General features: G+C 73.5%; 21 protein-coding genes. 10 read left to right on the forward strand and 11 right to left on the reverse strand.

All coding sequences use genetic code 11. The features are described 5' to 3' along the window. Positions 1–29 precede the first annotated feature (29 nt). The 5 genes from ICC28_RS38340 to ICC28_RS38360 form a co-directional block, all read right to left on the reverse strand. Positions 30–497 carry a GNAT family N-acetyltransferase gene (locus ICC28_RS38340; protein ID WP_188293488.1) on the reverse strand — a complete coding sequence of 156 codons (468 nt, stop codon included), beginning with the start codon at positions 495–497 and terminating at the stop codon, positions 30–32. Next, positions 494–904: a RidA family protein gene (locus ICC28_RS38345; protein WP_188293489.1), complete on the reverse strand. Its 411-nt coding sequence runs from the start codon at positions 902–904 to the stop codon at positions 494–496. Before ICC28_RS38345 ends, ICC28_RS38340 begins: the two co-directional genes overlap by 4 nt. 142 nt (positions 905–1,046) lie before the next feature. After that, on the reverse strand, positions 1,047–1,982 hold the full coding sequence (locus ICC28_RS38350) for a GNAT family N-acetyltransferase (RefSeq protein ID WP_188293490.1): 936 nt from the start codon (positions 1,980–1,982) through the stop codon (positions 1,047–1,049). A gap of 65 nt (positions 1,983–2,047) precedes the next feature. Next, complete coding sequence (locus tag ICC28_RS38355; protein ID WP_223190659.1) at positions 2,048–2,731, reverse strand: hypothetical protein; 684 nt, start codon at positions 2,729–2,731, stop codon at positions 2,048–2,050. 141 nt (positions 2,732–2,872) lie between these two features. Then, the gene (locus ICC28_RS38360) at positions 2,873–3,490 is read right to left on the reverse strand and encodes a hypothetical protein (protein ID WP_188293491.1); all 618 of its coding nucleotides are present in this window, start codon (positions 3,488–3,490) and stop codon (positions 2,873–2,875) included. Between the two features lie 38 nt (positions 3,491–3,528). Here ICC28_RS38360 and ICC28_RS38365 point away from each other — a divergent pair, with 38 nt between their 5' ends. The 4 genes from ICC28_RS38365 (at position 3,529) to ICC28_RS38380 (ending at position 9,143) form a co-directional block, all read left to right on the forward strand. Next, on the forward strand, positions 3,529–5,418 hold the full coding sequence (locus ICC28_RS38365) for a toll/interleukin-1 receptor domain-containing protein (protein WP_188293492.1): 1,890 nt from the start codon (positions 3,529–3,531) through the stop codon (positions 5,416–5,418). A gap of 40 nt (positions 5,419–5,458) precedes the next feature. Then, positions 5,459–6,223: a nucleotidyltransferase domain-containing protein gene (locus tag ICC28_RS38370; protein ID WP_188293493.1), complete on the forward strand. Its 765-nt coding sequence runs from the start codon at positions 5,459–5,461 to the stop codon at positions 6,221–6,223. 204 nt (positions 6,224–6,427) lie between these two features. Continuing rightward, positions 6,428–7,105: a thermonuclease family protein gene (locus ICC28_RS38375; RefSeq protein WP_188293494.1), complete on the forward strand. Its 678-nt coding sequence runs from the start codon at positions 6,428–6,430 to the stop codon at positions 7,103–7,105. Between the two features lie 202 nt (positions 7,106–7,307). Continuing rightward, positions 7,308–9,143 (forward strand): FUSC family protein, encoded by a 1,836-nt coding sequence (locus tag ICC28_RS38380; protein WP_188293495.1) that lies wholly within the window; start codon positions 7,308–7,310, stop codon positions 9,141–9,143. 376 nt (positions 9,144–9,519) lie between these two features. On the opposite strand, the gene ICC28_RS38385 is transcribed toward ICC28_RS38380, so the two are convergent. Further along, positions 9,520–10,470: an endonuclease/exonuclease/phosphatase family protein gene (locus ICC28_RS38385; protein WP_188293496.1), complete on the reverse strand. Its 951-nt coding sequence runs from the start codon at positions 10,468–10,470 to the stop codon at positions 9,520–9,522. Between the two features lie 126 nt (positions 10,471–10,596). On the opposite strand from ICC28_RS38385, the gene ICC28_RS38390 reads away from it, so the two are divergent. The 3 genes from ICC28_RS38390 to ICC28_RS38400 all read left to right on the forward strand — a co-directional run bounded on the left by ICC28_RS38390 (position 10,597) and on the right by ICC28_RS38400 (position 13,095). After that, positions 10,597–11,973, forward strand: a complete 1,377-nt coding sequence (locus ICC28_RS38390) for an amidohydrolase (protein ID WP_188293497.1) — start codon at positions 10,597–10,599, stop codon at positions 11,971–11,973. 94 nt (positions 11,974–12,067) lie between these two features. Continuing rightward, positions 12,068–12,757 carry a DUF899 domain-containing protein gene (locus tag ICC28_RS38395; RefSeq protein ID WP_188293498.1) on the forward strand — a complete coding sequence of 230 codons (690 nt, stop codon included), beginning with the start codon at positions 12,068–12,070 and terminating at the stop codon, positions 12,755–12,757. Between the two features lie 155 nt (positions 12,758–12,912). Continuing rightward, positions 12,913–13,095, forward strand: coding sequence for a hypothetical protein (locus ICC28_RS38400; RefSeq protein ID WP_188293499.1), 183 nt, complete (start codon positions 12,913–12,915; stop codon positions 13,093–13,095). 127 nt (positions 13,096–13,222) lie between these two features. Here the strand turns inward: ICC28_RS38400 and ICC28_RS38405 are convergent, their stop codons facing one another. Both ICC28_RS38405 and ICC28_RS38410 read right to left on the reverse strand, forming a co-directional pair. Beyond that, the gene (locus tag ICC28_RS38405) at positions 13,223–13,645 is read right to left on the reverse strand and encodes a hypothetical protein (protein WP_188293500.1); all 423 of its coding nucleotides are present in this window, start codon (positions 13,643–13,645) and stop codon (positions 13,223–13,225) included. Then, positions 13,642–14,142, reverse strand: coding sequence for an ATP-binding protein (locus ICC28_RS38410; RefSeq protein ID WP_223190671.1), 501 nt, complete (start codon positions 14,140–14,142; stop codon positions 13,642–13,644). Before ICC28_RS38410 ends, ICC28_RS38405 begins: the two co-directional genes overlap by 4 nt. Positions 14,143–14,467: 325 nt before the next feature. Between ICC28_RS38410 and ICC28_RS38415 the strand changes: the two genes are divergently transcribed. From ICC28_RS38415 to ICC28_RS38425, 3 genes are all read left to right on the forward strand, one after another. Then, positions 14,468–15,328 carry a helix-turn-helix transcriptional regulator gene (locus ICC28_RS38415; protein ID WP_188293502.1) on the forward strand — a complete coding sequence of 287 codons (861 nt, stop codon included), beginning with the start codon at positions 14,468–14,470 and terminating at the stop codon, positions 15,326–15,328. After that, positions 15,329–15,583: a DUF397 domain-containing protein gene (locus ICC28_RS38420; protein ID WP_188293503.1), complete on the forward strand. Its 255-nt coding sequence runs from the start codon at positions 15,329–15,331 to the stop codon at positions 15,581–15,583. A 122-nt stretch (positions 15,584–15,705) separates the two neighbouring features. Further along, the gene (locus ICC28_RS38425; protein ID WP_188293504.1) at positions 15,706–16,512 is read left to right on the forward strand and encodes an SAM-dependent methyltransferase; all 807 of its coding nucleotides are present in this window, start codon (positions 15,706–15,708) and stop codon (positions 16,510–16,512) included. Positions 16,513–16,564: 52 nt separating this feature from the next. Here ICC28_RS38425 and ICC28_RS38430 read toward each other — a convergent pair whose 3' ends face one another. From ICC28_RS38430 to ICC28_RS38440, 3 genes are all read right to left on the reverse strand, one after another. Then, positions 16,565–17,269: a fused DSP-PTPase phosphatase/NAD kinase-like protein gene (locus tag ICC28_RS38430; protein ID WP_188293505.1), complete on the reverse strand. Its 705-nt coding sequence runs from the start codon at positions 17,267–17,269 to the stop codon at positions 16,565–16,567. Positions 17,270–17,377: 108 nt separating this feature from the next. Then, complete coding sequence (locus tag ICC28_RS38435) at positions 17,378–18,304, reverse strand: hypothetical protein (RefSeq protein ID WP_188293506.1); 927 nt, start codon at positions 18,302–18,304, stop codon at positions 17,378–17,380. Beyond that, positions 18,301–20,385, reverse strand: coding sequence for a PEP/pyruvate-binding domain-containing protein (locus ICC28_RS38440; RefSeq protein ID WP_188293507.1), 2,085 nt, complete (start codon positions 20,383–20,385; stop codon positions 18,301–18,303). Before ICC28_RS38440 ends, ICC28_RS38435 begins: the two co-directional genes overlap by 4 nt. Positions 20,386–20,464: the final 79 nt, after the last annotated feature.

Genomic DNA, 20,464 nt, shown 5'->3' on the forward strand with positions numbered 1-20,464 from the left:
CTGGGGCGACAGGGGCGACTGGGGACGGCCTACGACGGCTGAGGCGCGCCGGGGTGCCAGAGGTAGCGCACGTCCGGCTCCCGCTCCTCGTTCCCGCTGCCGTCCGTGTGCTCCACGGCGACGAAGCCGTGCCGCTCGTAGAAGCGGTGGGCCGGCTTGTTGACCTGGAAGGTCCACAGGTCGAGACCGTCGGGGCTGTGCCGCTTGGCGAGTTCGACGAAGCGGTCCCCGATGCCCCGGCCGCGCCAGGCGGGGTCGAGGTAGAGCTGGGAGAGGTGACCGCCGTCGAGCACCATCAGCCCGACGACACGGCCCGCGGCCTCGGCGACCCAGGTATCCCGCAGCGGCACCACCACCTCCCGGAAGTACGCCCGCACCTCGTCGTCGGTACGGGGCCGCACGACCGTGGGCAGCGCGGCCTCGAACGAGCGGAGCCAGACGTCGGCCGTGGCACCGGCGTCGGTCGCCGTGGCGCGGCGGAGGGCTACGGAGGTCATGAGCGCTCGTCCGGTACGGCCGCCGTCGCCGTGATCTCCACCAGCTGCCCGCGGTAACCGAGGCAGGCCACCCCCAGCAGGGTCGACGAGTGCGGACCCGCGCTGAGCCCGGAGGACTCGACCACCTCCCAGACGGCGGACAGCACCGAGGACTCGCCGCTCACGACGTACACCTCCGTCGTCAGCACATGCGCCAAGTCGCTGCCCACCGCCCGCAGTTGCTCCTCAAGGTTGGCGACCACCTGCTCGGCCTGCCGTACGGGGTCGCCTTCCCCGACGAGATTCCCCTCGGCGTCGAGCGGCACCGCCCCGGCGAGGAAGGCGATCCTGGTGCCGGCCTCGACGACGGAGGCGTGGGAGTAGGTCGGGGGAGGGAAGAGGGCGGGGCTGGTGACGCGGCGGATCACGGGGCCTCCCGAGCGCTGGACGGACGGACAACCTACTGATCATCCGGTCCCGCCCCCGGGGTCCGCATCCGAATATCCCCCGCGCCTACCACCCCCCGCGCCTACCACCCCCCGCTCCTGTCGCCTCCCGACCCGGCCGCCTTCACACCAGGGAGAGGCCGCCGTACGGGCTCTCCACGCGCCAGCCGCTCTCCCGTGCCACCCGTTCGAAGGCGCCGATCCGGTACGCGAGTCCTTCCGGCTCCCCGATGTCGCACGACCAGTGCGCCCGTGCCCATTCCTCCTTCCCGCGCACCAACGGCCGCCCGCGCACGGCCAGATGCAACGCCAGCGTCGCCCGTACATACACGCCTACGGCACCACCCTCCTCCGTCATACGTCCGTACCACTCCGTCTCCTTCAGCCGCAGCCGTCCGCCGCCGCTCCCGGCGACGAGGAGCGGCACCAACTCCCCCTCGCCGTCGGCCACCAGGAACGTCACCTCGTCCGCCGCGGTCTCCCGGACCTCGTACCGCGGCAGGTACGACAGCCGGGCGAACCCCAGGGCGTGCTTCCAGGACGTGACCCACAACCGGCGGCCGAGGTAGTAGCGGACGGTCGGCTGCCAGGTCCAGTGCGTCTCGAGGCGGAAGCCGTGCAGCCCCTCGGCGCGGCAGGCGTCGTGGACCAGGTCCAGCGCGGCCGAGGCGAGGCCCTGGCGCCGGGCGACGGGATGGACGTAGAGCGAGGAGACGCGCAGCGCGCCCGTGCCCGTCGGGCAGGTGTCGACGGCGACGGTTCCCAGGGGCCTGCCGCCGCCTCGGCCGTCCGGTGACCGGATCCAGTACCTCCTGCGCATGTCGTCGGCGTGCCCGTGCTCACGCCCGCTGTCGCGTCCGTCGGAGCCCAGCCGGAGCCGCCACCGCTTCTCGCTCGACACGGTGAGCGAGTCCGGGTCGAGGCACTCGCCGAGGGCGCCCTCGGCGAGTGCGGCGAGGTCCCAGAGGCGGAACCGGCGGCCCTCGCCGAAGGCGACGGGACGCAGTGCGGGGTGAGCCGCCAGGCGTTCGTGCACGCCGGTGACTTGATCATCCATCATGCGCCCGGAGCGTAGGGAGGCGTACGCGTGCCGGCCCGGCGTTCGGCGGCCTTCGCCCGGGCCTGTCATCCCGGGGGCGGACCGCACTGTTGTTCACTCAATCGACGTTCGCACTCCCGTGCGAGGTCGGGGTATGCCTTGGTGACGGCCGTGTAGATCCGGCGTCGCAGCAGTTCCTCGGCCGCCGCGCGTCCGGTGCGCCCGTGCAGTTCGTCGAGGATCTCGTCGTAGCGCGTGAGTCGGTGCCGCAGGTAGTCGACCTTCCAGCGGTCGAGCGCGCCCGGCTCGGCACCGTCGACCGTGGCCGGATCCGGGACATGACCCGGCCGCCGCAGTGCCCGCTCCGCGTCCAGCCGGTTGCGGTGCTCGACCGCCAGCTCCGCGAGCCTGTCCGGAGCCAGTCGCGGCACGTCGATGGGCTCCGCGGCGATCCGCGCCAGTACCTCCCGCCGCCGACGCAGAGCGGCGGCCCGTCCCACGGCGGACCGCCGTGCGGCAGCCGCCGCCACAGCCCGGAACTCCTCGCCCTGCTCGGCGGCCTCGACGCGCGCGACGAGATAGAGCCGGGCCCGCGGAGCGGACCGGAAGACCGGGTTCGTGCGCAACAGATCGGGCTCCCCCAGCAGTCGGCGCATCATGGCCGGAGTCCAGCCGCGCGCACGCAGACCGGCGGCGGAGAGGTACGTGTGTCCCGGCGGAGACTCTCCGCGCCCCGGGTCCTCCTGGTGCCGCCCATGCTTGATCGCCATCACTGATTCCCCCGTCGTCATTACTCTGAGTGACGACTTCATTGATAGCGCACGGCACTGACAATGCGGATCCTGCGGCACGGCGAGGACCGACGGTCCACGCGCCGTCAGCTCACGGCTGCGAGTCTCCGTAGCGGCGTGTCAGCCTTCACTGTCCCTCTGGGGCCGCGGGGGGGGGGGTGCCCCTTCCGGCGCCCTCGGCGGCCGAGGTGCGGGCAGGTCGATCAGATCGCTGACGTTCGCCACCTCCTGCAAGGTGCGGGCCAGGGACACGAGCGTCCGTCGGACCTCCGTGAGCTGCGCGCGCAGGATGTCGGCCTGCTCCCACTCCCGTTCCCATGCCACCGGGTCGTGCCCCTCCGGCCGCTGCGACTCGTAGGCCGTCAGCCGAGGGTGCCACTGGGCGAGCAGCGGGCGCAGGACGCGGTTGAGGACGGTCACCGCGAGGACGCCGAAGCTGACGTGGCCGGGGGAGAGGGGCGGGGCCACGTCGGGGCCGTAGCGGCGCAGGATCTCGCGGGTGGTGGTGAAGAAGGTGTAGAGGGAGGAGAGCGCCTCGCGCAGGAAGCCCTCCTCGGGGTCGAGCTCCTCGACCGACACGCGGGTGACGAGTTCGAGGTACAGCTCCCAGGCCGCACTGCGCTCCGCGTCGGCCGGCTCCCACGTACCCGTGAGGTCGCCGACGAACGGGATCGCCAGTCTGGCCGTGACCTGAGTCGGACCGCTCGGTCGACGCCGCCTGCGCTGCCTGTGTGCCATGATCGCCCTCCCCGGTACCCACAGTAGGGTAAGTCGCCGTGTGGGACGTCTTCCTCAGCTACAGCCGCGGTGATGTGGAGCGGGTCCGTCCGCTCGCGCGGGCGCTGCGCGACGGCGGTCTCCGGGTCTTCACCGACGAGACCGGCGTGGTGTCCTTCACCGGCATCAGCGCCACGATCCGGCGCGAACTGGCGCGTTCCAAGGCCCTGCTGGCCTTCTACTCCACCGGCTACCCGGAGCGCGAGGCCTGCCAGTGGGAGCTGACCACCGCCTATCTGGCCGGGCTCGGGGAGGGCGACCCGCGGCGACGGGTCATGGTGGTCAATCCCGAGCGGACGACGGACCACATCCATCCCGTGGAGCTGCGCGACGCCCGGCACGCCTCGGCCGAGAACCCCGCCGCCCTCGTCGCGGACGTCCGCGAGCACCTGGCCGGCCTCGACGCCCCGATGGCCATCGCGGAACCAGGCGCACGACGCTGGCGGCTCGGCACCCCGCGGCCGCGCCCGGAGTTCCTCGGCCGGCTCTCCGAACTCTGGCAGGTGCACTCCGCCCTGCACGCCCACACGGCCCCGCTGGTGACCGGCCGCGTCGTCGCGCAGGCCGTCCAGATCCGCGGCATGGCGGGCATCGGCAAGACGGCGCTGGCACAGGAGTACGCCCTCCGCTTCGAGGCCGCCTACCCCGGAGGCGTGTACTGGGTGAACGGGGAGGCCTACGACGCCGCCGTGCGTGCCCTGAGCACGGCGGCCGCGTCCGACGAACCGTTCCTCTGGATCGTCGACGCCGCCCCCACCGAACGCTTCTCCGCCCGCGAGATCGCCGCGCTCGCGGCACCGCACCCGCACGGCCACACCGTGTTCACCCTGCGCGGCCGCGCCCACGGCACGCTCGGCACGCCGATCGACCTGGGACCGCTCGACGCGCCCCACGCGCGCGTGCTGGCCGGCGGGGACGACGCCCTGGCCGAGGCGGTGGGCGGTCATCCGCTCGCCCTCGCCCTGCTGGGCAGGGCCGTCCGCGCGGGCCACCACCCCGCCGCCCTATACGACCGGCTGCACGCGCGCGGGAGGTCCCTCCTCGACATGCTCGCCGAGGAGGACGTGACGGGCGCGGTCGTCCGGGACGTGGACACGGAGGACGCCGCCGACGTGCTGCGCTGCGCTGCCGCGCTGCATCCGCTGCCCCTGACGGTGCAGGACGCGGAGAGCGTCCTCACCGCGGCCGACGCCGTTCCCCGCATCGTCGCGGCCCGGCGCGCGGCGAACGGCTTCCGCGAGCTGAGCGCCCGCGGCCTGCTGACACCGGCCGCCGACGAGCACTGGTCCCTGCACCCGGTGACCCTCCACGCCTGGCACCACCACGACCGGGCCCCGGCCCGCACCGAGACCCTGCGCCGCGCGAGCCTGCGCACCCTGTGCAGCCGCCGCGACCCGGTTACGCTGGCCTTCCCCGGCAGCCGGAGGGAGGCACCCATGGCAGCAACCAGCGAGTCGGAACGCATGGCCGCCTACGACATCCAGGTCGAACTGGTCACGCGGATCGGGGTGCAGGAGCTGGCGCCGGGGACAGGGAGCCTGCGCGAGGCCCTCACCTCGCTGAAGGCGCTGATCGACTTCACACGGGAGACGTTGCACACGTACAACATCGCCCTGGACGGGGGCGCCGACGCCCCGACGGTCCAGAAGCTCGCCTACGCCCTGATCAACGAGTCCATCCGCCCCTTCACGAGCACATGGCACCCGCGGCTGGCCGCCTACGAGGCGCGCTGTCCGGCGGACACGCCCCCGCTCGACCACGAGGCGGCCTGGCCGGAGGCGGACCAGATGCGCTCCGAACTGGCGGCCTTGCGCGGGCCGTTGCTGCGCATCGCGGAGGCGCTGGGCGGCATCTCGGGGGCGGACTTCGGGGTGGCGACAGGAGCTTAATCGCGTGGAAGCGCCGCATACGACTCCGTACCCTGCGCCCATGCCCTCCGCGTTCCTCGACCGCATCGCCGACCGCCTGGCCGCCCTCCCCACCGTCCGGGCCGTCGCCCTCGGCGGCTCCCGCGCCCAGGGCACCCACCGCCCCGACAGCGACTGGGACCTGGCGATCTACTACCGCGGCCCCTTCGACCCCGCCGACCTCCGCGCCCTCGGCTGGGACGGCGAGGTGTCCGAGATCGGCGGCTGGGGCGGCGGAGTCTTCAACGGCGGCGCCTGGCTCACGATCGACGACCGACGCGTCGACATCCACTACCGCGACCTCGACGTCGTGGAGCATGAGCTGACGGAGGCGCAGGAAGGCCGGTTCCACGTGGAGCCGCTGCTGTTCCACCTGGCCGGGATCCCCAGCTACCTGGTGGTCGCGGAACTGGCCGTCAACCAGGTCCTACGGGGCCAACTGCCGCGCCCCGCAACCTACCCCGAGAAGCTGCGCCGCACAGCAGCCGAACGCTGGCACGACACCGCCCGCGCCACCCTCGCCTACGCCCGCGCCAACCACGCTCCCGCGGGCCGCCTCACCGAAGCAGCCGGCGCCCTCGCCACAGCCGCCGTCCAGGCCGGGCACGGGGTACTGGCCGCCCGGGGCGAGTGGGTGACCAATGAGAAGCGGTTGTTGGAGCGGGCGGGGTTGCGCGAGATCGACGCGATCGTCGAAAGCCTGAGCCCAGCTCCGGAAACACTGACGGCAGCCGTCACCGAAGCCGCGGCGATCCTCGCCCGAACTGCGAAGACACCGGGACCGTGAGCAGCCGCGCGCCATCACCCTTCGGCGTGAACCCGGGCGAGGCGGGAGCCGGACCGGCGCTTCCCTGACCGGGGCCCGTGGGCCCGCGGGCGCACGGCTGACGGGTCGGTTGGTTCTGTTTGGGGGCCATTGGGCCTCTGTAAAGAGGGGCAAATGCGGATGGAGGGTGGATTACTGGCATTTCCCTCACTCTTGGAGGGTGTCATGAAGCCTTCCCTCCCCGTCACCCTGCTGCTCGCCGCCTTCGTCGGCCTCGGCGGTACCGCCGAGGCGGCTCAGGCGCCGCCGGCCGCGGAGGTCGTGCGCATCGTCGACGGCGACACCATCGAGATACGCGGCGACGGTCGCATCGTGCCGAAGGGCAGCGTCGTACGTGTCCGGCTGCTGGAGATCGACACGCCGGAGAACGGCGCCTGCTTCGCCCGGGACGCGACCGACCGCACGGCCGACCTGCTGCCCCCGGGCAGCACCGTCCGCATCCAGCGAGACGTCGACCTGACCGACCGCTACGGCCGTCATCTGCTGTACGTCTGGAACGACGAGGGCGTCTTCGTCAACGAGTCGCTCGTCCGCAGCGGTCACGCCGAGGCGGTGCTGTATCCGCCCAACGACAAGCACTGGCCGCGCATCTCCCGCGCCGAGAAGGCCGCCCGGCAGAGCGGGGCCGGTCTGTGGACCGCCTGCGCCGGGGCGCCCAGGACGTCCGAGGCTCCCGAGCCCGCGGCGCCCGACACCCCGGCCCGTCCCGGCCTGCCCGCCGGACCTCCCGCCGGTGTCCCCGACGTCGACTGCTCCGACCTGCCCGGTCCGGTCTGGGTCGGTCCGAACGACCCCCACCGGCTGGACCGCGACGGCGACGGCATCGGCTGCGACAGCAACTGACCGAACCGACGCCGCCGACGGGTTGCGTTCATAAAGAACCCGGCTTCCCGCTCGTCGTCACGTCGTCGAAATGCCGTCGTTCCATCTCCTCCAGGTCCGCGATCTATCGTGGAGTCACAACCGGCCAACATCCGGTCAGCATCCAGACACCCCGGCCACCGTCGTCCGGAGGCGCATCCCCGCCCCGACCGACAGGAGCCCTGTGTCACGCCCCGCGTTCAGCCTTCCGCCCTGGCTCGCTCATGCGCTGCGTGCGCAGCGGGGGCCCGTTCCGTGGAGCGCGGTGGTGCGGGGCGGGCTCGCCGCCGGGCCGTTGTTGCTGGTGGCCGTGGTCGCCGGCCAGGCGTCCGCGGGCGTCGTCGCCGCCATCGCCGCGATGCTCGCCGGGATCAACGACCGGCCCGGGAGCCGACGGGCGGCGGTCCGGCGGCTGGGGGTGCCCGCGGTCGCCGGGGCGGCCGGGATGGCCGTGGGGACGTATGCGGGGGAGTACGTCGGGGCGGTCGGGCTCACGCTGGTTCTCACCCTCGTCGGTCTGGTCGCCGGGAGCGTCAGCGCCGTCGGGCCCGTCGCCTCGGGGGCCGGTACGCAGTTGCTCGTCGCTTCTGCGATCGGGGCCGGGATGCCGCTGCCCGGGACGGGGTGGCAGCGGGCGCTCGCCTTCGTGGCCGGGGCGGGCTGGCTGCTCGCCCTGCGGCTGGTACTGCCGACGCCGGGGGCGCTCGCCGGTGACTACCGCTTCGACGGGGAGCGCCATGCCGTCGCCGCGGTCTACGACGCCGTAGCGGCGCTGCTGGATGCCGCGGGCACGCCGGACGCCACGGCCCGGCGGGTCGCGCTGACCGCCGCTCTCGATCATGCGCAGGACGCGCTCGCCGGGCCCCGGCTGCGGCGGTACGCCTCCTCCGCGGCCGAACGGCGCCTGCACGCCCAGTACGCGGCAGCCCTGCCGCTCGCCGAGGCCGCCACCGCGCTCGCGTGGACGGGGGAGGCCGAGTCCGGGCGGGGGGCCGAGGGGGCCCGGCGGCTCGCCGCCGCCGTACGCGGGAACACGCATCCCGGGCCGCTGCCCGCACCCGTGCGCACCGCTCCCGCGCTGCGCGCACTCGACGACGCCCTGCTGCAGGCCGCCGTGGCCTTCGACCGGGCCCCGGGCGGGGACCTGCACGCGCGCCGCCGTTCCCCGGGAGACCTCCTGCGGACGGCCCTCGGCGCCGGCGGGCGGGAGTACGGGCTGCGGGTCGCCCTGTGCTTCGGGGCCGCCGTCGCCCTCGCCCAGGCCCTGCACCACGCGCACTGGTACTGGCTGCCCGCCACCGCCGTCTTCCTCGTCAAGCCCGACCTCGGGCCGCTGGTCTCCCGGGTACTGTGCCGGGCCGCCGGGACGGTGCTGGGGGCGCTGCTCTTCGCCGGGCTCGCCGCGGTGCTGCCCCGGCCGGAGGGGCTGATCGTGCTCGTCGCCGTCAGCGGCGCCCTGATTCCCGTCGCCACCCGGCACTTCGCCGCGCAGACCGCCGTCGTCACCGTGCTCGTGCTCGCCCTGGTGATGGTCGGAGGCGAGCCGCAGGCCTCCGTCAGCCGGATCGGGGAGACGCTGCTGGCCTGCGCGATCGTCCTCGTCGTCGGGCACCTGCCGATGCCGGGGCAGCGGGGCGGGGGAGTGCGGGCGCGGCTCGGCGCGGCCGAGGGTGCCGCGCACGCCTACCTCGCCCACGTCCTCCGCGAGTCCGGCGACCGTGCCGCACGCTGGGCCCTCCGGCGCGAGGCCTACCGCGCTCTCGCCGAGGCGCGGTCCGCCATTTCCCTCGCCGCCGCCGAACTGCCCCCGCTCGCACGGCACTCCGAGGGCGCGGCAGAGGTGGCCGCCGTCCTGGAACGGCTCGTCGACACCACCACCGCCTGCGCCGTCCACCTCGACGACACGGGCCGACTCACCCTCCGGTACGCCGACCGACTCGCCGCTCTACTGGAGGAACTGGCCGCGCTTCGGGAGCGGAGCGCGTCCGGGGTGCCGGTGCCGGCCGCCCGGGGGAGCTGAGGGCTTCCGCAGAGGGGCCGGGGTCGGCCGCGGTCGGCTGGGGGGATGGCTGGGGGCGGCTGGGGATGGCTGGGACGGCTGGGAGCAGCCGCGGTCAGCCGGGTCAGCCGGGTCGGCCAGGGACGGCCGAGGCAGCCGGGTTGGTCGGCCGGGGCCAACCGGGGTCCGCCGGGGTCGGCCGGGGCAGCCCGGTTGGCCAGGGACGGTCGGGACCAACCGGAGCCAATTGGGGTCGGCCGGGATCGGCCAGGGGCAGCCGGGATCGGCCAGAGTCCGCCGGAGCCAATCGAGGTCGGCCGGGAACGGCCAGGGCCCGCCGGGGCTCGCCAGGGTCAGCCGGGGTCGGCCGGGGTCAGTCGGAGGCGGCCAGGAGAGTTCATCCGATCCGTACCCACACCGGCGCATGGTCCGAGCCCGGTTTGCCGCGTCGTTCCGACGGGTCCGGGCCGACCGACGGCAGGCGGAGGTCCGTTCCGTCGGGCAGGCCCGTGCCCGCCGCCGACAGTCTGCGGACCAGGCGATGGCTGACCAGCACGTGGTCGATCAGCTCGCGCCGCCCGGAGTTGATACGGGAGAACCGCCGCGCGGACGGGATGAGCGGGGCCACGTTCCACAGCCGGGCCGCGTCCCCCTTGTCGGGCGCTTCGAAACCGGCCGAGCCGATCTCCGAGCCGGGCGGGCCCAGCAGGATCTGCGTGGTGGCCGCCTGCACCTCGTCGTTCAGGTCGCCGAGGACCGCCACGTCCCGCTCCCGGCCGCCCCCCGCCAGCAGCTCGTCCGCGAGCGCCCGCAGGGACGCCGCCTCCGCGGCCCGCCGGTAGAGCGCGTACGCGCCGAAGCGGGCCCGCTCGCCCTCGTTGCGCGGTTGGAACCGGCCGCCCGGGTAGGACAGCAGCTTCGACTTCAGATGGCAGACCGCCACCCGCAGCGGCCCCGCCTCCGTCGCCGCCTCCACCGCCAGGAAGCCCCGGCCCGCCGAGGCCGTCTCACCGCTCGTGTCGTCGGTCTGCACCGGGCGCAGCTTCGGCGGGAACGCCGTCGTGTCGGCCAGCACCTCAAGCGGCACCCGGCTGAGGAAACCCACCCGTATGCCCCGGCCGTCGGCGTGCGCGGAGAGCGCGGTGTGCCAGCCGCCGCCCACCGTCCCGGCCAGGTCGCGCAGCGCCTGCGCCTCCCCGACCTCCTGCACACCGAGCAGGACGGGGTCCAGCTCCTTGAGGACGGCCGCGAGGGCGGCCAGCTTCGTCTCGTACGCGGCCTTGTCCCGGGGGCCGGACGGGCCGCCGGGCAGGAAGAGGTTCTCCAGGTTCCAGGTGCCGAGGATCATGCCGGGCTCCCGTCCGTCGCAGTGAGGTGAGGTCAGCGTGCTCGCCCGGGGCCCGGGGCGACAGAGCCGCGGCGACATGCACGGTTCGGCTCACACGAGGCCCGTACGAGGCCGTACGTTGGCGGGATGACGTCCTCCGCTGCCGCCTCCGCCGGTCAGGAAACCGCCGATCTCATCATCACCGGATGCACCGTCCTCACGCACGACGAACAGGAGCGGATCGGGTTCACGGAGGACGCCGCCGTCGTCGTACGGGACGGGGTCGTCGAGGCCGTCACCACCGCTGCCGAGGCGGCGGGCCGGGCCGCGGTCGAGCGGATCGACGCCCGTGGGCAGGTCGCCCTGCCCGGCCTGGTCAACTGCCATACGCACGCGCCGATGGTGGCGCTGCGCGGGGTCGCCGAGGACCTGCCCACCGAGGAGTGGTTCAACGACGTCGTCTGGCCGGTCGAGTCCAACCTCACCGAGCGGGACGTGGTGCTGGGGGCGCGGCTGGCCTGCGCCGAGATGATCCGCGGTGGTGTCACCTGCTTCGCCGACCACTACTTCGCGATGGACGCGGTCGCCGCCGTCGTCGCCGAGTGCGGGATGCGCGCGCACCTGGGCGAGGCGTTCTTCTCCTCCCAGGGACCCCAAGGGCGGGAGCGGTCACTGGAGTTCGCGCTGCGGCACCGCGGCGGCGCCGACGGCCGGATCACCACCGCGCTCGCCCCGCACGCCCCCTACACCGTCACCGACGACGACCTCGCCGCCACCGCCGACCTCGCCCGCGCGCACGGCCTGCCCGTGCATCTGCACGCCGCCGAGAACCGCGACCAGGCCGAGACCAGCCTCGCCCGCCACGGAGCCACCCCCATCGAGATCCTGAAGCGCACCGGGATCCTCGACACCGACGTCCTCATCGCGCACGGCACCGGCATCCTCGACCGTGACCTGCCCCTCCTCGAAGCCGCCGACGGCCTCACCGCCGTGGCCTCGGCGCCCCGCGGCTACCTCAAGTTCGCCTGGCCCACCACCACACCGGTGCGCGCCCTGCGCGAGATCGGCATCCCGGTCGGACTCGCCACCGACGGCGCCGCCTCCAACAACTCCCTCGACGTGTGGGAGTCGATGGCGCTGACCGCCCTGGTCCAGAAGTCGACCACCGGCGACCCCCGCTGGCTGACGTCCCGTCAGGCACTGCACCACGCCACGCTCCAGAGCGCACGGGCCGTCGGACTCGGCGACCGCGTCGGCGGCATCGCGCCGGGGCGGCGGGCGGACATCGTCCTCGTCGGCCTCGACGGACCGCACACCCAGCCCGTCCACGACCTCGCCGCCACCCTCGTGCACAGCGCCCGCTCCTCCGACGTACGCACCACGATCGTCGACGGCCGGATCCTGATGCGCGACCGGGAGCTGCTCACCCTCGACGTGCCGTCCGTCGTCGCGGAACTGCGGGAGCGGCTCCCGGGCCTCCTTGACCGCAGTCACGGCAAGCGGATCCAGGACTACGACACGTAGGGACACGTGGCGGAAAAAATCTAGGGGCCGAGCGATGAGTTCCGTCCCTCCCGTCGGTCACCCCCCTGAACGGACCGTTGCACAGGAGGGGCCCATGTCGCTTCCGGAGATCGTCTCGCGCGCCCAGTGGCGTGCGGCGCGCGAGGAGTTACTGGTCAAGGAGAAGGCGGCCACCCGCGCGCGTGACGCGCTCAACGCCGAACGGCGCAGGCTGCCCATGGTCGAGATCGACACCGAGTACGTCTTCGAAGGGGGCGACGGCAAGGCCACCCTGCTCGACCTCTTCGAGGGCCGGAGCCAGCTCGTCGTCTACCACTTCATGTTCGCGCCCGAGTGGGACGCCGGCTGCCGCAGCTGCTCGGCCTTCCTGGACCAGATCGGACACCTCGCGCACCTGCACGCGCGCGGGACGTCGTTCGCGGCGGTCTCCAGGGCGCCGTACACCCGGATCCTGCCGTTCAAGGCGCGGATGGGCTGGACGCTGCCCTGGTACTCGTCCTACGGCAGCGACTTCAACCGTGACTTCGAGGTGAGCCTGGAGCGCGCGGGGGAGCTGGTCGAGCGGCCCGGGGTGAGCTGCTTCCTGCGGGAGCGCGAGCGGGTCTTCCACACCTATTCGACGTACGAGCGCGGACTCGACGGACTGGGTTCGACCACCGGTTTCCTGGACCTGACCGCGCTCGGCCGGCAGGAGGAGTGGGAGGAGCCCAAGGGGCGGGCGTCGGCCCTCGGGGCGCCCGCGGGCAGTGAACGCGTGCGTTATCACGACGAGTACGAGGACTGAAGCGGAACGTAACCGAAAACCGGCCACCTCCGAGACGCGGCTCACACTTGGCGGTGGACGCGTGTCAACTATGTCTCAGTACCGTCACTTCGCGAGGCGTTCACCCTCCCTTCGGCGTTTAACTCATCGAGTACAGCGCGACATGGAGGTGCAGGGTGAACGGGCGAAAGGTGCTTGAGCGCTTTCCCGCCGGCGGGCCGCGTGGGTCCTGGCCGGCGGAGGAGTTCGCGCAGGCGCGGCGGTCTGAGGGCCTGCCCGCCGAGGTCGTGATGGACCTGGCGACGGACGCCTTTCTGGTCATCGTGCGCGGCGAGCTGGCCGCCGACGCGACCGCCTGAGCGGCACGGGACCGGGTGGAGTCTGCGGCTGCCGCCGCGTGGCCCACGGGCCCCCACGGGCCCCCACCGGCCCGCAGCCGATCACTGCGCCCCTCGGTGCCGACCGCTGCGCCGCTCGGTGGGGTGCTTACGCGCTGACGGACCGCGACCAGGAAGGCGTGGTGCCCAGCAGTCGGCACAGGGTCAGATACAGCGGGATGGGTGGCGTGTACGGCACCGTGTCGTCCGGGCGGTGGATCAGCCGCGGGGTGTCGTGGACGACCGCCCCCGTCGCGTACCGCACGGGCGCCGGCCACTCCAGCGCGTAGTCGGAGTCCGCCGGAACGATCCACCACCAGTGCGCGTCATCGGCGTAGACGCATCCCACGCGCGGGAGCCGCGGCAGTACCAGCGGGCCGAAGCGGGCGGGGACCGCGACCGCGTCGCAGCCGAGGGGGGCCGTCATGCCGTCCGGGACCGGCAGCCGCCTCGCTCTCGGTGTCCCCGGCGTGCAGGCCTCGCGCTGCAGGCGGACCAGGGTGTCCAGGCTCAGGACCTGGCCGGTGCTCACTCGGAACCCCGCGGGGCGAGGGTCCGGGCCTCCGCCTCGTCGTCCCCGTCCGAACCGTCGGCCGGGCCGGGCTTCGGGCGGGCTCCCCAGCCCAGGTCGTTGCGCGGGCCGGAGGCGTCCTCGCGGGGGGTGTCCGCCTTGCGGGGCAGTTCCGCCCAGACCAGCAGGCCCGGGCCGTGCTCATGGGCTCCCCAGGCGTGACAGAGGGCGTCGACGAGGAACAGTCCCCGCCCGTGCTCCTCGTCGGGGCGCTGGGCGGCGGGATGGGGTTCGCTCGGTGTGCAGCCCTGGTCACGCACGGCTATTCGCACCAGGTCCTCGCCGTCGTGCAGCTCGCAGACGATGTGCCTGCTCGCGGTGTGCACGATGGCGTTGGTGACGAGTTCGGAGACCACCAGGGCCGCCGTGTCGCACGTGTCCTCGCAGACGGCCCAACCGCTCAGCCGGCCCCTCGTCAGACGTCTGGCCTGCGCGGGAGAGCCCGGATGTGCGGCCAGCTCGAAGCGGAACCGGCGCTCGGCAGCAGCCCGCTGCGGGCCTACTCCCGGGGCCGCACCGAGGCCGAGCAGGCCTTCGGCGGCGTCTGTTCCTAAGGGCGCGGACGGAATCACGCTTGCCACTATCGCCCCGCCGTGAACACTTGGCAAGTGTCACTCTGAAAATTGCAGAGTGCTGTGTGACGCGGTGAGCAGCCGTGGCACACTGCTCGCAACAGCGTGTTGAGCGGCGCCACTTTGGGATCGTCGGAGGTCTGCCCGGATCTTCGAATGGGTCTTCGAATGGCGCCGCCGGGCTGTCAGGATTCCTTGTGGAGGTGGGAGCGTGAGCGAGCCGCGGTCCGCGCCGACGGTCGGCCAGGTCGTCCTCGGCCGGCGCCTGCTGGACCTGCGGGAACGCGCCGGGCTCAAGCGCGAGGAGGCCGCCCGTATCCTCCGGGTCGCCCCCGCCACCGTCCGCCGTATGGAGATGGCCGAGGTCGCGCTGAAGATCCCGTACCTCCAGCTGCTGCTGAAGGCCTACGGCGTCGGCGACGAGGAGGCCGATCTGTTCGTCCAGCTGGCCGAGGAGGCCAACCGGCCGGGCTGGTGGCAGCGGTTCCACGACATCCTGCCGGGCTGGTTCTCCATGTACGTCAGCCTGGAGGGCGCCGCCAGCCTCATCCGGTCCTACGAGCCCCACTTCGTGCCCGGCCTGCTGCAGACCGAGGACTACGCGCGCGGAGTGCTGCGCTCGGGGGCCATCGGCCAGACCAAGCCCGAGGACATCGAGCGCCATGTGGCGCTGCGCATGCAGCGCCAGGAACTGCTCACCCGTGCGGACGCCCCCCGAATGTGGGTCGTCATGGACGAGACCGTGCTGCGCCGCCAGGTCGGCGGCCCGGAGGTGATGCGTGCCCAGATCGACCGACTGCTCGAAGCCACGAAGCTGCCCAATGTGACGTTGCAGGTCGCCCCGTTCGAGAGCGGGCCGCACCCCGGTACGTACGGGCCCTTCGTGCTGTTCCGATTTGCCATGCCGGAACTGCCGGACATGGTCTACAGCGAGTACCTGACCGGCGCCGTCTACCTCGACGCGCGCCCCGAGGTGGCCACCCACCTGGAGGTCATGGACCGCATGGCGGCGCAGGCCGCTACGGCACATCGCACGAAGGAGATCCTCCGGGATCTCCGCAAGGAGCTGTGAATGGATCGCATCAAGCCGCGCATACCCGTCTACAACGGCATGCCCGCGCGGGAACTGGGCAGCGAGGGCTGGCACAAGCCGTGGAGCGGCGGCAACGGCGGGAACTGCCTGGAGGCGATGAAGCTGGCCGACGGCCGGATCGCCGTCCGTCAGTCGACGGACCCGGACGGGCCGGCGCTGATCTACACCACCGACGAGATGACGGCCTTCATCGAGGGGGCCAAGGCGGGGGCGGCCGACTTCCTGCTCTCGTGAGCCTTGTTTGCCGTTCCCCCTGCGTTCGCCCCGTGTCACCCCGCGCCCCCCTGTGTTCTCCTTGTACAGCTTGTACAGCGCTGAGTTGATGACTAATCACGGCACACACTCATGGAGTCCGAATGACCGGACAGCCCCGAGCCGAGATCGACACGACCAAGCCCCATTCCGCGCGCATGTACGACTGGTACCTCGGAGGCAAGGACAACTACCCCGCTGACCGGGCCATGGCCCAGCAACTGCTCGACCTCGACCCGCGCATCCCGGTGATGGCGCGGGTCAACCGCGCCTTCATGCACCGCAGCACCCGCTGGCTGGCCCACCAGGGCGTGGACCAGTTCCTGGACATCGGCACCGGCATTCCGACCGATCCCAACCTGCACCAGGTGGCCCAGGAGATCGTGCCCGGGGCGCGCGTCGTGTACTGCGACAACGATCCGGTCGTGCTGCTCGCCCATGCGGTCACCCTGCTGCGCGGCACGGACGCCGGGGCCACCGAGTACCTGCGGGCCGACCTGCGCGACCCCGAGACCATCCTGGACGTCGCGGGCAGGGTGCTCGACTTCGGCCGGCCCGTGGCGCTCTCCCTCGTCGCGCTGCTGCACTTCGTGCCCGACGAGGACGGTGCGCACGAACTGGTGGGCCGGCTGCTGTCGGCGCTGCCCTCCGGCAGCTTTCTGACGGCGACTCACGCGACCGCGGACTTCACTCCCGAGGAGTCGCGGATCGCCACGGAGAAGCTACGGGCCTCCGGGGTCACCCTGGCCCTGCGCTCCCGCGAGGAGTTCGCCCGCTTCTTCGAGGGGCTCGAACTGGTCGAGCCCGGCATCGAGGCGCCCCACCACTGGCATCCCGAGCTGGGCGACCCCGTGCCCGGTCAGGACGACGGGGTCATCCCCGGATACGCGGCAGTGGGGCGCAAGCCCTGACGGACCTCCGGGTCGGAGAACGGACCGCCGGGTCGTAGAACGGACCTCCGGGTCAGAAATAGGAGGCGATGCGCCGCGGGGCGTCCACCAGCCGACTGATCACGACCACCGGGAGCGGCGGCTGCTCGGCCTTGCTGGGGCTGAGGTTCAGGCCGTAGTAGATCTGCTCGATCGACGGCGGTCCGACCGAGAGGTTGCGCCGGACCGCCTGCGCGGAGGACTCCTCACCGGTCTGCACGAGATAGGCGGCGGCCATCGTGCCCGTACGGCCGACGCCCGCGCCGCAGTGCACGAACACCGGTCCTGACGCGTTCCTGACCACGTCGAACAGCTGCTGCACCTGGTGCGGCGTCGGCGTCTGGCCGTCGCGGATGGGCAGGCGCACGACGTCGAGACCGGCCTCGGTGGGTCCGGCGAGCTGGTGGGCGCTCAGGTCCTCGGCCCGCAGGTCGACGACGGTGGTGAAGCCCATGCCCGCCAGCGAGCGGTACCCGGCGGGGGAGGGGGCGGCGCCGCGCCACAGCTTCTGGCCGGCGTCGACGGGCTGGAAGTTGTGGACGCCCTGGACGGTGCGGGTTCCGGCGGGCGCCGGGGTCTCCGCCTTGGCCCAGAACGACAGGCCCAGGATGCCGCCGGCGCCGACGGCCCACAGAAGGAGGTAGCCGGCGAGGACGGTGACGGCGATCCGCAGGGCGCGTCTGGGGAGCGGACGCTTCCGCAGAGCAGGGGAGGGCAGTGTTGCGGTGAGAACAGCCATGAGCGACCCGGGGGACTAGGGGACGGTGGGCGCTTTTGCAGAGTACCCCGGGTTGATGATCGTCTAAGTCTTACGTCCTTTTTGTGCCCTATTTCTCAATTGTCATGCTCAATCGTCGTCGTCGGTGTCCGTGTCGCCGATGCCGACCACTGTCAGGTGCGCGCGTTCCAGGGTCGCGTCCTCCAGGCAGCCGCGCAGCCGCATCCGGTCGTGCTCGGTGAGGGCGGGCCGCACCACCCCGGCGTACAGGCCGTCCCCCAGGTCGCCGAGGGTGGCGTGGTTCAGCGGTACGGACGTGGAGTCCCGGCAGCGCTCCCAGACCTGCTGCGCGGCCAGCGACCGCCGCGCGTCCGTCATGTCCGCGCCGCGCAGATCGACCTGGAGGACCAGCGAGGTCGCCGCGCTCTCGTCCGCCTCCTCGTGCCGGGTCTGGGTGAGCTCGGCGAGCCCCACGACCAGCGCGGCGAGCAGGGCGGCGCCGACGACGCCGACCACGGCGGTCCGTGCCGTGCGGCCCCGGGAGGGGCGGGCGCCGATCGGCGGCAGGTCCTCCAGGTCGGCGGGTGCCGCCGGATCGGGCGCGGTGAGGACGGCCAGCCGCCCGGCCAGCCGCCGTTCCGCCGGTGTGGCCGTCTTCGACGCGATCCGCTGGACCAGCCAGGCGAGCCCGGACAGCGCCACTCCGGCGACCATGAGCACCGGCACGAAGACGTACGTCCGTTCCGCGGGCTCCTCCAGCCAGCGGAACCGTCCGCTCCCGCCGAGCTCCGGCTCGGGCGCGGAGCGCAGCCGGGCCAACGCGTCCTCCTGGCGCGCGGCCAGCTCGCGCTGGCGCCGGTCGGAGTCGCGCAGCCGCTCCTCGATGCGTGTCAGCCGCCCCAGCAGCACCAGCCCGAACAGCAGCACCTCGACGATCAGCAGCAGCACCCCGCAGATCATCGCCCGCTGCCACTGCCACCGGTACAGGTAGACGACCAGGTATGTGCCGGCGCCCGCGGCCGCCAGGCCCGCGAAGAGGTACGCGATCTTCCTCATGGCTCGGCTCCCAGCCGTACGTCACCGGCCGTGCCGTCCACGGTGAGGCGGGCGCCGACCGGGAACCGCCCTACGGCGTCCTCGGCCCCGACCACCGCGGGGAGCCCGAACTCCCGCGCCAGCACCGCGAGGTGGGACAGCGGGCTGCCGGTCTGCGCGACCAACCCGGTCAGTCCGGGCAGCAGCGGGGCGAGCGCCGGGTCCAGCGTGCGGACGACGAGCACCGCGTCCTCGGGCCTCGATCCCGTACCGTCCCAGGCCGTCCCGACCGCGCGCCCGCCGGAGACGCCCTGCACCCTGTCGCCCCGGCGGCCGGTCCGCTCGGCGACGACGGCTCCGCCCTCCGCCAGCCGGAACGCGTCCGGCAGCGGCGGCGAGGCCGCGGGCGGCATCCGTACGTCGAGGTCCGCGGGGAGCGCCTCGCCGTCGAGTGCGTTCACCAGTTCCCGCCAGCGCAGCAGGCCGATGCGGTCCGCGGGCAGGCCGAGCCGTCGGCCGGCGTCCCGGACGAGCCGTACCTGGAGTTCCTGGATCCAGCGGACGCGCAGCCGGAGGGCTTCCCGGGGCGGCAGGGAGGAGGGGGAGGCCGGTGTGCCGTCCCGGCCGGCGGGTGCCGTGGACGGCAGCCGCACACGCCCCCGCAGGGTCGGCGCCGTGAGGGCCAGGACCACCGGACGGTCGGCGATCACGCGCTCGTCGGGGGCGCCCCGCGCGCGTGCCGCCGCCAGGGCGGCCAGGGCCGTGCCCGCGGCGGTGCTGCCGGCCGCGCTGCCGCTGCCCCGATCGCGCAGCAGCGCACCCGCGAGGGCCTCCTGGGCGTGCAGGGACACCAGGACCGACCGAGTCCAGCGCAGTTCGTCGGCCAGGGCGGCGGCCGGGAGTCCGGCGGGTGCCGGGACCTCGGCCAGGTGGCGGTCCACGTCCGCCACCAGGTCCGTCGCCAGTCCGGGCAGCGCGGCCGTGAGCCTGCCCACCCGCCAGGCGGCCGCGAGCCGCCGCGCCCCCGGTGCCGGGTTGAGCAGCGACAGCCAGGGGTGCTTCGGCGGGACTGCGCCCAGCAGGCGCAGGTCACCGGCGGCGCGTCCGCCCACGGTCGTGACCACGGGCGCCGACCGCAGCAGCCGGCGCGGCGCGGTGCCGCCGATGTCCAGCGCGGCGGCCAGACCCCGGGCCATCGGCGTCACCCACAGGTCCTCCTCCAGCGGCTGGAGCTGGTCCGGCAGCGTCTCCGCGACCGGGCCGGGACCCAGCAGCCGCGCCCCACGCGGCGGCCGCCCTGCCATCGCCGTGATCGGGCGGCTCTGGAACAGCCACAGCCGCCCGTCCGCGTCGAAGCCGAACTCGATGTCCTGCGGCCCGCCGAAGACCTGCCGCGCCCGCCGCGCGAGCCGGGCGAGCCGACGCAGCTCACCCCGGCCGAGCAGGGCGCCCGTCTCCTCGGGCTCGGTGCGCAGGACGCGCCCCCGCCCGCTCAGCCAGTAGTTGGTGCCGGCCTGCTCGCCGCTGACCAGGCTGTCCGGCCCGCCGCGCACCGCGCTCACCAGCATCCGGTCGGCGCGCCCCTCCACGGGGTCGGCGCCGAACATCACGCCGCCGACCGTCGCCCGCAGCATCGGCTGCACCAGCACGGCCATCGGCGCCGTGGACCCGTCGGATCGGCGGGCCGATTCGATCACGGTCCGTACGGCCGCGTGGAAGTCGGCCCAGCCGCGCACGTCGAGCACGGAGGCGAACTGCCCGGCCAGCGAGGACTCCTCGGTGTCCTCCTGCGGCGACGAGGACCGCACGACCAGCGGGCGGGCGCCGCCGCCGGACACCTCCTGCCAGGCGCGGCGCAGGGCGTCGGGGTCGCCCTTCCCCTTGTACGGGATCACGAATCCGGGAAGCACCGGCAGACCGGCACCGGCCGCGCGGGCGAGGTTCGCCGCCTTGGAACCTGCGGTTCCGGGAACCGCGGCCAGGGGCTGCTCCAGCGGGACCGCGGCGGGGGCGTACTCCGCCACCAGGCCCAGGGCCGTCTCGCCCCGGGATCCTTCCCCTTTGTACGCGCCTTCTCCGTGACGTTCGTCGAGCGTCGTCATCAAGCACCCTCCAGGACCGGCCGCCAACAGGGGGGACGCGCTGGGGTGGCCCTGCGCCTGACGGCGGAACGAAGGATGG

This window comes from Streptomyces sp. TRM68416 (assembly GCF_014596915.1).
In the GTDB taxonomy this organism is placed as follows: Bacteria; Actinomycetota; Actinomycetes; order Streptomycetales; family Streptomycetaceae; genus Streptomyces.

Excerpts from the sequence above, each read along its gene's own strand:
- ICC28_RS38340 (WP_188293488.1), bottom strand. The coding sequence starts at position 497 with ATGACCTCCGTAGCCCTCCGCCGCGCCACGGCGACCGACGCCGGTGCC.
- ICC28_RS38350 (WP_188293490.1), bottom strand. The coding sequence starts at position 1,982 with ATGATGGATGATCAAGTCACCGGCGTGCACGAACGCCTGGCGGCTCAC.
- ICC28_RS38355 (WP_223190659.1), bottom strand. The coding sequence starts at position 2,731 with ATGGCGATCAAGCATGGGCGGCACCAGGAGGACCCGGGGCGCGGAGAG.
- ICC28_RS38360 (WP_188293491.1), bottom strand. The coding sequence starts at position 3,490 with ATGGCACACAGGCAGCGCAGGCGGCGTCGACCGAGCGGTCCGACTCAG.
- ICC28_RS38370 (WP_188293493.1), top strand. The coding sequence starts at position 5,459 with ATGCCCTCCGCGTTCCTCGACCGCATCGCCGACCGCCTGGCCGCCCTC.
- ICC28_RS38375 (WP_188293494.1), top strand. The coding sequence starts at position 6,428 with ATGAAGCCTTCCCTCCCCGTCACCCTGCTGCTCGCCGCCTTCGTCGGC.
- ICC28_RS38385 (WP_188293496.1), bottom strand. The coding sequence starts at position 10,470 with ATGATCCTCGGCACCTGGAACCTGGAGAACCTCTTCCTGCCCGGCGGC.
- ICC28_RS38390 (WP_188293497.1), top strand. The coding sequence starts at position 10,597 with ATGACGTCCTCCGCTGCCGCCTCCGCCGGTCAGGAAACCGCCGATCTC.
- ICC28_RS38395 (WP_188293498.1), top strand. The coding sequence starts at position 12,068 with ATGTCGCTTCCGGAGATCGTCTCGCGCGCCCAGTGGCGTGCGGCGCGC.
- ICC28_RS38420 (WP_188293503.1), top strand. The coding sequence starts at position 15,329 with ATGGATCGCATCAAGCCGCGCATACCCGTCTACAACGGCATGCCCGCG.
- ICC28_RS38425 (WP_188293504.1), top strand. The coding sequence starts at position 15,706 with ATGACCGGACAGCCCCGAGCCGAGATCGACACGACCAAGCCCCATTCC.
- ICC28_RS38430 (WP_188293505.1), bottom strand. The coding sequence starts at position 17,269 with ATGGCTGTTCTCACCGCAACACTGCCCTCCCCTGCTCTGCGGAAGCGT.
- ICC28_RS38435 (WP_188293506.1), bottom strand. The coding sequence starts at position 18,304 with ATGAGGAAGATCGCGTACCTCTTCGCGGGCCTGGCGGCCGCGGGCGCC.
- ICC28_RS38440 (WP_188293507.1), bottom strand. The coding sequence starts at position 20,385 with ATGACGACGCTCGACGAACGTCACGGAGAAGGCGCGTACAAAGGGGAA.